The sequence below is a fragment of the Nonomuraea sp. NPDC003804 genome, assembly GCF_040610675.1.
Classification (GTDB): Bacteria; Actinomycetota; Actinomycetes; order Streptosporangiales; family Streptosporangiaceae; genus Nonomuraea.
Genome location: NZ_JBEXMT010000016.1, coordinates 124,185 through 137,782, shown reverse-complemented (window position 1 = coordinate 137,782; position 13,598 = coordinate 124,185). Strand labels below are relative to the sequence as shown.

At 71.6% G+C, this 13,598-nt stretch carries 13 protein-coding genes; 5 read left to right on the top strand and 8 right to left on the bottom strand.

All coding sequences use genetic code 11. The features are described from left to right. Window positions 1–113: 113 nt before the first annotated feature. Complete coding sequence (locus ABZX22_RS22815; RefSeq protein ID WP_354912366.1) at window positions 114–1,403, top strand: NAD(P)/FAD-dependent oxidoreductase; 1,290 nt, start codon at window positions 114–116, stop codon at window positions 1,401–1,403. Window positions 1,404–1,414: 11 nt separating this feature from the next. Here the strand turns inward: ABZX22_RS22815 and ABZX22_RS22810 are convergent, their stop codons facing one another. From ABZX22_RS22810 to ABZX22_RS22795, 4 genes are all read right to left on the bottom strand, one after another. Further along, window positions 1,415–1,996 (bottom strand): hemerythrin domain-containing protein, encoded by a 582-nt coding sequence (locus ABZX22_RS22810; RefSeq protein WP_354912363.1) that lies wholly within the window; start codon window positions 1,994–1,996, stop codon window positions 1,415–1,417. Window positions 1,997–2,076: 80 nt separating this feature from the next. Next, window positions 2,077–2,412, bottom strand: a complete 336-nt coding sequence (locus ABZX22_RS22805; protein ID WP_354912360.1) for a hypothetical protein — start codon at window positions 2,410–2,412, stop codon at window positions 2,077–2,079. Between the two features lie 116 nt (window positions 2,413–2,528). After that, a complete protein-coding gene (locus tag ABZX22_RS22800; RefSeq protein WP_354912357.1) occupies window positions 2,529–3,962 on the bottom strand; it encodes a protein kinase in 1,434 nt (477 codons plus the stop codon). Window positions 3,963–4,014: 52 nt separating this feature from the next. Then, window positions 4,015–4,581 (bottom strand): hypothetical protein, encoded by a 567-nt coding sequence (locus ABZX22_RS22795; protein WP_354912354.1) that lies wholly within the window; start codon window positions 4,579–4,581, stop codon window positions 4,015–4,017. Window positions 4,582–4,744: 163 nt separating this feature from the next. Between ABZX22_RS22795 and ABZX22_RS22790 the strand changes: the two genes are divergently transcribed. After that, window positions 4,745–5,632, top strand: a complete 888-nt coding sequence (locus tag ABZX22_RS22790; protein ID WP_354912351.1) for a helix-turn-helix domain-containing protein — start codon at window positions 4,745–4,747, stop codon at window positions 5,630–5,632. Window positions 5,633–5,689: 57 nt separating this feature from the next. Here ABZX22_RS22790 and ABZX22_RS22785 read toward each other — a convergent pair whose 3' ends face one another. Continuing rightward, window positions 5,690–6,517 (bottom strand): LuxR C-terminal-related transcriptional regulator, encoded by an 828-nt coding sequence (locus ABZX22_RS22785; RefSeq protein WP_354912348.1) that lies wholly within the window; start codon window positions 6,515–6,517, stop codon window positions 5,690–5,692. A gap of 84 nt (window positions 6,518–6,601) precedes the next feature. On the opposite strand from ABZX22_RS22785, the gene ABZX22_RS22780 reads away from it, so the two are divergent. The 3 genes from ABZX22_RS22780 to ABZX22_RS22770 all read left to right on the top strand — a co-directional run bounded on the left by ABZX22_RS22780 (window position 6,602) and on the right by ABZX22_RS22770 (window position 10,333). Continuing rightward, window positions 6,602–8,185 carry an AMP-binding protein gene (locus ABZX22_RS22780; protein ID WP_354912345.1) on the top strand — a complete coding sequence of 528 codons (1,584 nt, stop codon included), beginning with the start codon at window positions 6,602–6,604 and terminating at the stop codon, window positions 8,183–8,185. A gap of 76 nt (window positions 8,186–8,261) precedes the next feature. Then, window positions 8,262–9,569, top strand: a complete 1,308-nt coding sequence (locus tag ABZX22_RS22775; protein WP_354912343.1) for an AarF/ABC1/UbiB kinase family protein — start codon at window positions 8,262–8,264, stop codon at window positions 9,567–9,569. Window positions 9,570–9,601: 32 nt separating this feature from the next. Continuing rightward, the gene (locus ABZX22_RS22770) at window positions 9,602–10,333 is read left to right on the top strand and encodes a sulfite exporter TauE/SafE family protein (RefSeq protein WP_354912340.1); all 732 of its coding nucleotides are present in this window, start codon (window positions 9,602–9,604) and stop codon (window positions 10,331–10,333) included. On the opposite strand, the gene ABZX22_RS22765 is transcribed toward ABZX22_RS22770, so the two are convergent. The 3 genes from ABZX22_RS22765 to ABZX22_RS22755 form a co-directional block, all read right to left on the bottom strand. Beyond that, window positions 10,330–11,205 carry an SGNH/GDSL hydrolase family protein gene (locus ABZX22_RS22765; RefSeq protein ID WP_354912338.1) on the bottom strand — a complete coding sequence of 292 codons (876 nt, stop codon included), beginning with the start codon at window positions 11,203–11,205 and terminating at the stop codon, window positions 10,330–10,332. The two genes, ABZX22_RS22770 and ABZX22_RS22765, sit on opposite strands and share 4 nt — an antisense overlap. A 119-nt stretch (window positions 11,206–11,324) precedes the next feature. Continuing rightward, window positions 11,325–12,812, bottom strand: coding sequence for a M1 family metallopeptidase (locus ABZX22_RS22760; RefSeq protein WP_354912335.1), 1,488 nt, complete (start codon window positions 12,810–12,812; stop codon window positions 11,325–11,327). Between the two features lie 65 nt (window positions 12,813–12,877). Further along, a complete protein-coding gene (locus tag ABZX22_RS22755; protein WP_354912332.1) occupies window positions 12,878–13,564 on the bottom strand; it encodes a type 1 glutamine amidotransferase in 687 nt (228 codons plus the stop codon). Window positions 13,565–13,598 lie beyond the last annotated feature (34 nt).

Genomic DNA, 13,598 nt, shown 5'->3' with positions numbered 1-13,598 from the left:
GTTCCGCCGAGGGAAAGACGTGCCGGCCGGGGTGCGTGGTGCCGTGTCGTGGAACCGGTCCTGGTGTTTCGCGCCGCCGCGCCGTACCAAGGAGGGGAGGGAAGGGAGCGACCGTGGAGGTCTCGATCGTCGGAGCCGGCCTGGTGGGCTGCTTGCTGGCTTGTTTTCTCGCCAGGAGAGGCCACGAGGTGACGCTGTACGAGCGTCGCCCCGACCCCAGGCTGACGGGTGCCGAGCGCGGCAGGTCGATCAACCTGGCGATCTCCGAGCGCGGCATCGACGCGCTGCGCAGGCTCGGCCTGGCGGAGGAGGCACTGGCGGAGGCCATCCCGATGCCGGGCCGGATGATGCACGCCGTCGACGGCTCCCTCACCTTCCAGCCCTACAGCTCCGACCAGCGGCACGCGATCAACTCCATCAGCCGCGGCGCGCTCAACGGCAAGCTGCTCGACGCGGCGGAGGCGCACAAGGGTGTGCGGGTCAGGTTCGGGCACCGGCTGACCGGCATCGGGGACGGCACGCTGGAGTTCGAGGGCGGCATCGTCGAGAAGGGCCAGCAGGTCGTCATCGGCGCCGACGGCGCCTACAGCGCGGTCAGGGCCAGGCTTCAGCAGCTGCCGGGCACCGACTTCAGCCAGCAGTACCTCGACTACGGCTACAAGGAGCTGACGATTCCCCCCCAACTGGGGGAGTTCGCCTTCGACCCGGGGGCGTTGCACATCTGGCCGCGCGGCCGGTCGATGATGATCGCCCTGCCGAACCCCGACAAGTCCTTCACGTGCACGCTGTTCTGGCCGCACGAGGCACTGGCGGCGCTCGACACGCCGGAGAAGGTACGCGCCTTCTTCGGCAAGGAGTATCCCGACGCCGCCGAGGTGATGCCGCACCTGGCCTCCGACTACGCCCGCAACCCGGTCGGGCACCTGGTCACGATGCGCTGCGACCCCTGGCACGGGACCGTCAACGGCACCCTGGTCGGGCTGATCGGCGACGCGGCCCACGCCATCGTCCCCTTCTACGGCCAGGGCGCCAACTGCGGCTTCCAGGACTGCGTCGAGCTCGACCGGTGCCTCGACGAGACGGGCGACGACTTCGCCAGGGCGCTGGAGCTGTTCCAGCGCCGCAAGGCCGACACCGACGTCATCGCCCGCCTCGCGCTGGACAACTTCGTCGAGATGCGCGACAAGGTCGGCTCCCGGGTCTTCCTCGCCCAGAAGCGCGTCGAGCACGCCCTGGAGCGGGCGCTGCCGGGCCGCTACGTGTCCCGCTACGAGCTGGTCTCCTTCTCGACCACCCCGTACGCCGAGGTGGAGCGGCGCGTGGCCCGCCAGCGCCGGTGGGCCGCGGCCGGGGCGGCCGGGCTGCTGATCGCCGGGGCCGTCGCGTGGAGAAGGTCCCGCTAGGCCGGGACCGGTCAGGCCTGCTTGCCCATCGCCTTCCTGATGGCGTCGACCGTCCTGTCCTTGACCGCCGCCAGCGGACCCATCAGAAGGTTCTCGGTGGCCGTCTCGACGCCGGGGTGCGGGTGCGTGGGCGCCAGCGCCTCGGCCGCCTTCACTCCCACGGCCATCGTCCTGCGCTCGGCCTCGCTGGTCTCGGCGCGCAGCTGGGGGAACTCCTCACGTTCCTCGGCCGCGGCGTGTTCCAGCACCGACGCGCGCAGCGTGGCGAGGTTGGCCGTGAACTGCGGGTCGTCGACGCCCGCCTTCTCCATCTCGGCGAGCATGTCCTTGGCCGCGTTCTCCTCGGCCAGCCGCTCGTCCACGACCGCCTCCCCGCCCGGGAGCTTGCGCCGGGCGTAGGGGTGGACGATCTGCTCCTCGGCCGTCTCGTGGACGGCGAGCAGCCGTACCAGCCGCTGGAACGGCTCGCCGCGGGCGTCGGGCGGCGCGCCCTCCACCTCCGCGAACAGCTCCTTGATCAGGTCGTGCTGGTGGAGCAACAGGTCGACGACGTCGTTCTCGTTCATCCGCTCGGGTACCGTCTGGTCCGCCATGGGAGCCTCCTTCCTGGTCACCCCCGCGCCTACCCTCAGGGGAGCGGGAACACCTCCGTCGGCTGGTGGACGTAAATGTCCTAGTCGACGCGGGAGAGGACGAGCGGATCCTCCTCACCGGAGACGGCGGTGAGCGTCTCCTCGTCATCGGACAGGGTGAGGGTCCCGCTGCTCTTGCTGAAGCCGCAGTCCAGGAAGAACTTGTAGCCGTCGTCGGCGGGTTTGACGGTGCCCTCGCAGGCGCCACCGTCCACGCTGCTGGTGATCGCGCCGTCCCCGGTGATCTCGACCGTCACCTGAGAGTCGTCGGCTTGCCCCTCCCATGCGCCCTCCAGCGCGCCCAGCCCGCTTCCACAGGCGGTGAGCAGAAGTGCGGCGCAGAGCAGGCCGGCCATCGCGCTCAGTTTGGAGAACATGTTTCTGGCTCCTTCGTTCGAAGATCGCTGATGTCTTGCGCCCGGTGACGAGATCGGGGCTGGTGACCGGAATCCGCGGGTGGTGGTGGCGGCCGGCCGTATCGGCGACCGGCCCGTCAGGGGCCGGCCGGCGGGGTGGTCTTGGGGTGCACCACGATGGGCGCGCTGGACCTGAGGACGCCCGAGCCCTTGATGGCGCGGCCGTCGTGCGCCTTCCAGATGTCGAGCTGGTAGGTGCCCGGGGCGACGTCGGTCCACTTGTGGTACTGCCAGGCGTTGCAGGCGAACTGCACGGCCTCGCGGCTGGGCCGTACGGCCACCCAGTAGACGGTGGTCCCCTGGGGGCAGCTCTCGTACGACCAGAACTCGACATCCCCCTTGGCCGTCTGCGTCCACCACGGAGAGAAGATCCGGAACGCCATCCGGTCGATCCGGGTCGGGAACCCGTACCCCTTGACCACCTGCGGCGCCCCGGACGCCGGCAGGGCCGCCGGGCCCGTCCCACGGGGTGAAAGGGTGCCGGCCGGAGCCGCGGGCCCGTTCCCGCCGACGTTCCCCGGGGCGAACGCCGGCGGGTACACCAGGAGCAGCGCGGAGATCACGACGGCGACGGGGATCACCGCCAGGGGCTTCTTCCACCACGGACGGGCGGTGCCGGGCGGGCGGGTGACCGAGGCCCGGACGCCCGGGTCCGGGGGAGCGGCGGTGCCGTGTGGAGTTCCGGGGCCGTCAAGGACAGGACCGCGCGAGAGGCGGACGTCGGCGGTCGACAGGCCGGGGTTGTCGTGGAGGAGCCGGGACAGCAGGGCGGCGGCCGTGGGACGGGCGGCGGGGTCCTTGGCGAGGCAGTCGCGAAGCAGGGGGAGCAGTCCGGAGGGGACGCCGGTCAGGTCGGGTTCGGCGGTCAGGACGGCGTGCATGAGCGCCGGCACGGTGTCACCGGAGAACGCCTGCCGTCCCGTGCTCGCGAAGATCATGGTGAGGGCCCAGCTGAACAGGTCGGTGGCCGGGGTCGGCTCGCGCTGCTCGAACTGCTCGGGGGACATGTACGCCGGAGTGCCCATGGCGTTGCGGGTGAGCAGGTGGCCGGTGGCGCTGGCGATCCCGAAGTCGATCACCACGGGGCCCTCGGGGCCCATGATGACGTTGGACGGCTTGAGGTCGCGATGGACGACCCCGGCGCGGTGGATGGCCACGAGAGCCGCCAGGGTCGCGACGGCCAGGCGGTCGAGGCCGCTGCCGGTGCGCGGGCCGTCCGTCCTGACCAGCGAGTGCAGGGAGGGGCCGGGGACGTACTCGCTGACGAGGTAGGGCCGGCCGCCGTCCACCCCGGTGTGCAGCACCCTGGCCGTGCAGAACGGCGCCACCCGGCGCGCGGCGGCGGCTTCGCGTTCGAAGCGCCGCAGCGCGTCGGGGTCCCCGGCCATCGAGTCGAGCAGCACCTTGATGGCCACCCGCCCGCCGTCCGCTCCCACGCCCAGGTGGACGACGGCCTGGCCGCCCGAGCCGAGCGTGCCGGCCACGACGTACTCGCCGTACTTCTCCGTCACTGTCCTTGTCCTTACGTGGCCGCGCGGCGGGGGGTGGGGGCTGGGCTCGGCCTCAGCAGTAGATCGCGCTGTTCGCCTCCCCGGCGAGCTGCCTGCCGCTCGAGTCGGTGAACCCCACGCGCCCCCAGGCCCGGATGCACTGACTGCCGGCGATGAGGGTGGCGCCATTGGTCCGGACGAAGCCCCGCTTCACGTAGCTCTCGGCGTTGGCCCGGTAGTGGTAGCCGCCGCCGTCGAGGTGGTCCTGGTAGTCACGGCACTCGGCGACGGAGCGCCCGCACACCCAGATCGAGACCGACATGAACTTGGCGTAGTCCTCGGCCGCGAGGCTGGTGTTGGTGAAGGCGCACACGCGGCTGCCATTGCGGTGGACGTGCAGGAACGCGCCCTTCATCCGCGCGCCCCCGCCCGTGGCGGTGATCTCGGTGCGGCCGATGCGCTCACCGGCGCAGGGCAGACCCTGCGTGGCGGCCTGGGTCGTGCCCCGGGTCGCGGCCTGGGTCGTGCCCTGGGTCGTGGCCTGGGCGGCGGGGGCGTGGACGACAGACTGGGTCAGAGCGAGCCCCGTGGCCAGAGCCACCGTCGCGGCAAGGCGTGCAGAAGCAGACATCGTGGACATGAGGGTCCTTCCTGAGGGGGAGCGGATGAGATGATGGCGATCATGGATGGTGATCGTCCCGGACCGATGCTGCCCTAGGCGGTAGGCCTTCGACACCCCCTGCAAGCTGCGGAAACAAAGCAGCAACAACCGCAACAACTGCACAGCGACAGCGGAGGAGAGCATGGCGCGAGGTGGACGCAAGGATCACCCGATCGATCGGGAAGAGGGTCCGGTCGCGGAGTTCGTCGACGATCTGCGGCGGTTACGCGGCACGCTGACTCTGGAGGAGCTGGGGCGCCGGATGCGGTACCACCCCAGCACGCTCTCGCGGCGGCTCACGCCGAAGGAGTTGCCCCCGCAGGAGTTCGTGGACGCCTACGTGCGGGCCTGCGGGCACGACCCGGAGCCGTGGCTCGAACGCCGGCGGGAACTCGGCGAACAGCCCGCCGGGACCCAGCCGGACGACCCCGCCGATATCCAGCCGGACAATCCCGCCGCGACTCAGCCGGACGACTCCGCCGTGGCGCCGCCGGACGCGCCCGCCGTGGCGTCGCCGCCGCCGGTCGCCCCCTGGTGGAGGCGGCCCCGTTACCTGGCTCCCGCCGCTGCCGTGATCGCCGCTCTGTTGCTCGGCTACTCGCTGTTCACGCCGTCGGAGAGCGGGACAGGCCCGGCCGCCGCGCTGCTGGCCGTGCCGGTGTCCGGGGCGCCGCAGGTGGTCAAGGGGTACGGGTTCCCGACCCGGATCGACCGGATGGCGTTCCGGATCTTCTCTCCGTGGTGGACGCAGACGGCCAAGGGGGATGTCGAGTTCTGGTCGTACGAGAGCTGCCCCCAGGGGACGACCGTGTACTGGGTGGCCGTACGGCCCAGCCGCGAGGCCGTGCAGTTCGCCTGCAACGCCTGGCAGTACCACAAGTGGACCGACGTCCCGCCGGGCACCTACCAGCTCGAGACCTGGAAGCTGCACGACGGCCAGGCCATCAAGGGCTCGGGCGTCGTCAAGTCCAGCGTGCCCATCGTGGTGCACCCCAAGGAGACCCCGAGCCCCACCCCCAGCACGACGTGACGGGACCCGCCGCCGCCGTCCGGCGATGGCCGCCGACCCCCTCGGCTGTGACCGGGCCTACGGCATCAGCCCCAGCCGCCGGGCGGCAACCACCGTCTCGTGCCGGTTGTGCGTGCCGAGCTTGCGCATCGCCCCGCGCAGGTAGCTCTTGACGGTCTCCGGCAGCAACCCCAGGCGCCTGGCGATCTCGGCGTTGCCGCAGCCGAGCCCGACCCAGGCCAGCACGTCGAGCTCGCGCGGCGACAGCCGTACCGGCGGCGCGGGGTCACGCCGGACCTCACCGGACAGCCGCGCGCAGACCGTCAGCAGCCGCTCGCGCAGCTCGGGCGCGTCGACCTCCTGCGCGATGGCACGCAGTTCGGCGTTGGCCTCGCGCAGATCCTCCTGTCCGGGAGAGCGGCCCGGCGTCGCGCCCGCGCGTTCGGCCAGCGCGAGCCGCCGGGACACCTCGTCGCGGACGGCCAGCTCGGTGGCCAGCTCGCCGCTCACCCGCATGGCGGCCAGCAGCACCCGGTCGCCGAAGGCCAGCGGCTCCCTGATCGCGCCGTAGATCACCGCCCGCACCACGGAATCGACGACGACCGGCACGGCCAGCACCGAGCGCAGCGACTCGGCGAGCACGGGGCGGTCGTACTCGTGGGTGATGTCGGTGGCCGTGGCGTAGTCGCCCACCGCCGCGGGCCGCGCCAGCGCGAGCACCTTGCCGCCGAGGCCTGCCCCCGCGGTCACGGCGATCCCGTGCAGCGCGTTCGTGCGGGTGCCGCGCAGCTGCGACATCCTGATGTGGCGCCGCTCGCCGACCATCCCGCCGAAGGCCACCTGCACGCCCGCCGTGCGCTGCAGCCTGCTGAGCGCCTGCTGGAGCGCGTCCACCTGCTCGAGCATGCCCTGATCCAACCACTGGCGGCCGTGCGGCACCACCCCTGTTCGGGGGTGGTACGGCGCGCGGCCCGGTCGCAGACTGTGAGCATGCAGTCCTACTCCAGCATCGCCGCGCACGCGCCGCTGCTCGGCGAGACGATCGGGCAGAACCTCGAGCGCACGGTCAGCCGCTTCGGCGGCAGGGAGGCCCTCGTGGAGGTGCCCACGGGCCGGCGGTGGACCTACACCGAACTCAACGCCGAGGTGGACGGCCTGGCCAGGTCCCTGCTCGCCCGGGGGATCGGCAAGGGCGACCGGGTCGGCATCTGGGCGCCCAACTGCGCCGAATGGGTCTTCGTCCAGTACGCCACGGCGAAGATCGGCGCCATTCTCGTCAACGTCAACCCCGCCTACCGCGGCCACGAGCTGGAGTACGTGGTCCGGCAGTCGGGCATGCGGCTGCTGATCAGCGCCGTGTCGCACAAGGGCAGCGACTACCGGAAGATGATCGAGGAGATCGGTTTCGCCGACGTCGTCTATCTCGGCGAGGACAGCTGGGAGCGGCTGCTGGCCGCGCGGGTGCCCGCCGAGCGGCTGGCGGCGATCGAGCTGTCGCCCGACGAGCCCATCAACATCCAGTACACCTCCGGCACGACGGGCTTTCCCAAGGGCGCGACGCTGTCGCACCACAACATCCTCAACAACGGCTACTTCGTCGGCGAGCTGATCCACTACACCGAGCGCGACAGGGTCTGCCTTCCGGTGCCCTTCTACCACTGCTTCGGCATGGTGATGGGCAACCTCGGCGCCGTCTCCCACGGCGCGTGCGTGGTCATCCCCGCCGCCGGCTTCGACCCCGAGGCCACGCTGCGCGCGGTCGAGCAGGAGCGCTGCACCAGCCTGTACGGCGTGCCGACGATGTTCATCGCCGAGCTGGCCCTGGCCGGCGGGTTCGACCTGTCCAGCCTGCGCACCGGGATCATGGCGGGCTCGCCCTGCCCGGTCGAGGTGATGAAGCGGGTCGTCATCGAGATGCACATGACCGAGGTCGCCATCTGCTACGGCATGACCGAGACCTCCCCTGTCTCCACCATGACCAGGACCGACGACACCCTGGAGCGCCGCACCGAGACCGTGGGCCGGGTGATGCCGCACGTCGAGGTCAAGATCGTGCACCCGGAGACCGGGCTGACGGTGCCGAGGGGCGAGCCGGGCGAGCTGTGCACCCGCGGCTACTCGGTGATGCTCGGCTACTGGGACGAGCCCGGCAAGACGGCCGAGGCCATCGACGCCGCCCGGTGGATGCACACCGGCGACCTGGCGGTCATGGACGCCGACGGCTACGTCAGCGTGGTCGGCCGCATCAAGGACATGGTGATCAGGGGTGGGGAGAACGTCTACCCGCGCGAGATCGAGGAGTACCTCCACCGCCACCCCGACATCGCCGACGTCCAGGTCATCGGCGTCCCCGACGAGAAGTACGGCGAGGAGCTGATGGCCTGGGTCGTCATGCGCGAGGGCGCGCCGCCGCTGACGGCCGAGGCGGTCAGGGAGTTCTGCGCGGGGGAGATCGCCCACTACAAGATCCCGCGCTACGTCCACGTGGTCGAGGGCTTCCCGATGACGGTCACCGGCAAGATCAGGAAGGTGGAGATGCGCGAGCGCGCGATCGACGTGCTCGGTCTGCGGTGAGCGGAACCCGGCGCCCTGGGGAGGGCGTGGTCACCATCACGTTGCCTTATTAGAAAACTGTCCAAAAAATGAGGGCATGGCCCACCTTCCCCGTCTGGCGGTGACGCGCACCGCCAAGCTCGCCACGCTTCCCCTCGGCTACGCCGGCCGTACCGCGCTGGGGCTCGGCAAGCGCGCGTTCGGCAGACCCGCCGAGCTGATCGCGGCCGAGGTGCAGGCGCGCACCGCCGAGCAGATCTTCACGGTGCTCGGCGAGCTCAAGGGCGGCGCCATGAAGCTGGGCCAGCTGCTGTCGGTGCTGGAGTCGGCGCTGCCGCCCGCGATCGTCGAGCCGTACCGGGCGGCGCTGACCCGGCTGCAGGACTCGGCGCCGGCCATGCCCTCCGCCACGGTGCACCGGGTGCTGGCGCAGGACTTCGGGGACGGCTGGCGCGAGCACTTCGCCGCCTTCGACGACACCCCCGCCGCCTCGGCCTCCATCGGGCAGGTGCACCGGGCGGTGTGGGCCGACGGCAGGCCGGTCGCGGTCAAGGTGCAGTACCCGGGCGCGGCCAGGGCGCTGCGCACCGATCTGCGCCAGGTCGGCAGGGTCGCCAAGCTGTTCGGCGTGCTGCTGCCCGGCCTCGATGTGAAGGCGTTCGTCCAGGAGCTGCAGGAGCGGGTCGAGGAGGAGCTCGACTACGGCCTCGAGGCCGAGGCGTGGCACGCCTTCGCCGAGGCGTACGAGGGCGACCCCGACTTCGCGATCCCGCCTGTCGTGGCCGCCTCGGAGCACGTGATCGTCACGGAGTGGCTGGACGGCGTGCCGCTGTCCAGGGTGATCGCGGAGGGCACCCAGGAGGAGCGTGACAGGGCCGCGCTGCATCTGGTGCGCTTCTCCTTCTCCGCGCCCACCCGCTGCGGCCTGCTGCACGGCGACCCGCATCCGGGCAACTTCAAGATCACCCAGGACGGGCGGCTGGGCGTGCTCGACTTCGGCGCCGTCAAACGGCTGCCCGGCGGGCACCCGGCCGCGATCGGGCCGCTGCTGCGCCACGGAGCCGCCGGCGACATCGAGGGCGTGGCCGAGGTGTTCCGGCGGGAAGGCGTGATCCGTGAGGGCGTGGAGGTCGATCTTGCCGCCCTGGCCTCGTTCGTCGGGCCGTACGCCGAGCCGATCGCCGTGCCGGAGTTCGCCTTCACCCGCGACTGGATGCGCGAGCGCGGCCTGTACATGTTCAGCGACGGGTCGAGCATCTTCCGCATGCTCAACGTGCCGCCCGACTACGTCGTGAGCTTCCGCGTGCTCACGGCGGGCTACGGCATCCTGTCGCAGCTGGCGGCGAAGGCGCCCTTCCGGGCCGAGGCCGAGCGCTGGATTCCCGGGTTCGCCGACCAGGATTAACTGACACTTCCGGCAGGCCGTAGCATGTCGTGGTGCTCGAAGTGCTCGGCCTGCTCGCGGTCGGTGTCGTGGCCGGAGTGGTCAGCACCGTGGTCAGCCTGGCCTCGATCGTCTCCTACCCGGCGCTGCTGGCCTTCGGACTGCAACCGCTGGCCGCCAACGTCACCAACACCGTCGCCCTGGTCTTCACCGCCGTCGGCGCGGCGGCGGGCTCCCGGCCCGAGCTCCACGGGCAGGGCTCCCTCGTGCTGCGGCTGGGCTGGATCACCGCGCTGGGCGGCGCCACCGGCGCGGCGCTGTTGCTGCTCACGCCCTCGCGGACGTTCGAGATGATCGCGCCCTTCCTCATCGCGCTCGCCTCCGTGCTGCTGGTCCGCCCGCCGGGGACGCGGCCGGACGGCGACCACGGCCTGCTCACCCGGGTCGCGCTGTTCGCGGTCGCCGGATACATCGGCTACTTCGGGGCCGCGGGCGGGATCCTCATGTTCGCCGTGCTCACCGCCATCATGGATCAGGCGCCCGCCAGGGTGAACGCGGTCAAGAACGTCGTGTCGGGGCTGGCCAACTGCGTGGCCGCCGTCGGGTTCGCGCTGTTCGGCCCGGTGGAGTGGTGGGCGGTGGCGCCGCTGGCCGCCGGGTTCCTCGTCGGCGGCTGGCTCGGCCCCGCCATCGCCCGCCGCCTGCCCGGCAGGTCGCTGCGCTACCTGGCGGCGGCCTGCGGGCTGGCGGTGGCCGTCAAGCTGGGGATCGACGCGTTCGCCTAGCGTGCGGGCTGCAGCGTGTCGAGCACCCTGAGGGCCTGGTGGTCGGCGCCGCGCCGGTTCGGGTGCAGGGGGATGGCCGGTCCGAGCGGGTCGGTCGACAGCGGCAGGTAGCCCTCGACCCACTTGACGCCGGGACGCCGGCACACGTCGTGCCCGACGCTGGTGCTGTAGGTGTCGACGAACTCGATCCCCTTGGCGGCCGCCACCCGCGCCAGCATGGCGTTCAGCTCCTCCAGCTTGTCGCCCAGCCATTCGAGGTCGTCGTCGGCGGCCTGGACGTAGGGGTAGCAGCCGCCCTCCTGCGGCAGCCCCGCCAGGTAGTCGACGAGCAGGATCCGGGCGCGTGGCGAACGCTGCCTGATCCCGTCGACGACCGCCGCCACCTTGGGCTCGGCCGCGACGATGGCCCGCGACATGCGGTCGACGCCGCCCCTCACCCACGCCGGCTTGCACGGCCGGCCGAACGGGGCGGGCAGCAGGTTGAGGCATCCGGCCGCCGCCGTGGCCAGCTTGGCGTCGTTGCCGCCGATGCCCAGCGTCACCAGGTCAGTCGTCGGAGTCAGCCGGTCGAACTGCGGCGGGTTCACCCCGTCGAACAGGTGCCTGACGTGGTTGACGTCCTGCTCGGCCGTCATGTGGCGGGTCGTCGCGCCACCGCAGGTCGCGTCGCGGAAGACCGGGACCCCCAGCGCCGCGGCGACCTGCTTGGGATAGTTGTAGGTGCTCTGCGCGCAGCCGCGGGGCGCGTGCGCACCCGTGACGTGCAGGACGGAGACGTCGGCGCTCCACGAGTCGCCGAGCGCGACGTACTCCTGGTAGGCCTGGACGGGCGCGGTCAGCAGCCCGGCGAAGAGGATCAAGGAAGCCAGCACGCCGACATTGTGGAGAGCGTCACGCAGCGTGCGCAGCCGATTTCACCAAGTCATGAACGTCGTGAGGTCACGTCAGTGGAGCCGGTACGGCACGCGCATGCCGTACCGGCTCCACGGGGTCACGGCTTACGGTGCTTCAGCAGCTCGTGCACCTTCTCGATCTTGGCGATGGACGCCGGCGCGACCGCGGCCGACTTGGCGGCGGCCGTGGGCGTGGCGCCGGTCGGCGAGGTGGCCGGCTTGCCGGGCGTGAACAGCCAGGTGTCGAACAGCGCGTCCAGCTGCTTGCCCGAGATCCGCTCGGCCAGCGCGACGAACTCGGCGGTCTCGGCGTTGCCGTGCGCCTTGGCGCGCGCCCACGTCCTGATGATCGACCAGAAGGCCGCGTCGCCGACCTCGGTGCGCAGCGCCTGCAACGTCATGCCGCCGCGGTAGTAGGTGGCGTTGTGGAACAGGTCGGCCGCGCCCGGGTCGCCCGGCTTGACCTGCCAGAACGGGTCACCGGCCGGGTACTGGTCGTAGAAGAAGTCGGCGACCTCGGCGGCCGTGCCCTCGCCCAGCTTCTCCGACCAGATCCACTCGGCGTAGGTGGCGAAGCCCTCGTTGAGCCAGATGTGCTTCCAGTCCTTCACCGCGACGCTGTCGCCGAACCACTGGTGGGCGTTCTCGTGCACGACCACGTAGGTGTCGGGGCCGCCGGAGAAGAAGCGCGGGTCGTAGACCGGCTGCGTCTGCGTCTCCAGCGCGAAGCCCGGCAGCGCGCTGGTGACCGAGCCGCCCATCGAGTGGAACGGGTAGCGGCCGAACCGGTCCGCCAGCCAGTCGACGATCTCCGGCGTCCGCTCCACCGACTCCTTGGCCGCCGCCTCGTAGCGGCCCAGGTTCTTGCTGTAGGCGGTGGTGACGGGCAGCCCGCCCGACGAGCGTCCCTGCCGCACGTCGAGCTGCCCGACGAACAGCGTGGCCAGGTAGGTGGCCATCGGCTTGTCCATCCGCCAGGTGGAGGTCGTCCGATCGCCTCGCGTGCGTTCCCCGACCTTGACACCGTTGCTGATGGCCTGCGTGCCCTTGGGCACGGTGATCGTGATGTCGTAGGTGGCCTTGTCGAGCGGGTGGTCGTTGCTCGGGAACCACCACCAGGCCACCTGCGGCTGGCCCAGCGCGAGCGCGCCGTCGGCGGTGGCGATCCACGGCGTGAAGCCGCCCGTCTCGTCGGGCACCGGCACCTTCGACGGGGTGTCGGCGTAGGTCACCTCGACGATGAACGGCGTGCCCCTGACCAGCGCGCGCGGCGGCGTGATCTCCAGCTCGTGCAGGCCGGACCTGGCGAACGTGGCGGCCCTGCCGTTGACCTTGACGCTGTCGACCTTGAGCAGGAAGTCGAGGTTGAAGCGGGTCAGGTGCTGGGTCGCCGTGGCCACGATCGTGGTCTTCCCGCGCAGCAGGTCGGTGCCGGGCTGGTAGTCCAGGGTCAGGCTGTAGTGCCTGGCGTCGTAGCCGCCGTTGCCGTGTTCGGGAAAGTAGGAGTCTCCGATGCCCGGTGCGCCCGGGCCCTTGTCGGTGGCGGCCGCCGGTGTGGCGAGGAAGAGCCCCGCGGCCGCGCTCATGGCGATAAGGGTGCGTGATCGGATTGATCGCATCACCGCAACGTAACCGAGGGCCGTCGCCTCGTCTACGACATCCGCGCCACCCCGGCGAAGCGCCTGGTCACCTCCCGCCAGACGGCGACGGCGGCGGGCTCGTCGAGCAGTGCCCTGCGATGCAGGTCGGCCAGGTCGAAGCCGCGGTCGTCCCATTCCAGGATCCGCTCGGGCGTCACCTCGGGGTGGAACTGCACGCCCCACGCCGCCGCGCCGACCCGGAACGCCTGGTAGGGACAGGCCTCCGTGCGCGCCAGCCACACGGCTCCCTCCGGCAGCTCGACGACCGCGTCCTTGTGGTGCTCGATCGCGGTGACGACCCCGGGCAGGTCGTGGAAGAGCGGGTCGGCGGCGGCCTCCGGGCGCAGCGTGATCGGCGTGCTGCCGTTCTCCGGCTCGCCCGCGTCGGCCTTCACCAGCCCGCCGGCCACCTCGGCGAGCATCTGCCCGCCCAGGCAGATCCCCAGGTACGGCCTGCCGTCGTCGATCGCCTCCCGGACCAGCTCCCTGGTGGCCGGCAGCCACGGCGCCCTGGCGTCGTCGGAGGGCAGGTAGCCGCCGCCCAGCACGACCAGCGCGCGCCCGCCCAGCCGCGCCGGCAGCTCGTCGCCGTCGAAGGGCCGCACGACCTCCAGGTCGAGACCGTCCTCGGCCAGCCAGTCGCCGACCCTTCTCGGGCCGCCGCTGGCGGCGTTCTGCACGATCAGGACTTCACGCATCGTGGGCCTTTCTGAGCCGGGTGGGGGATCGGCT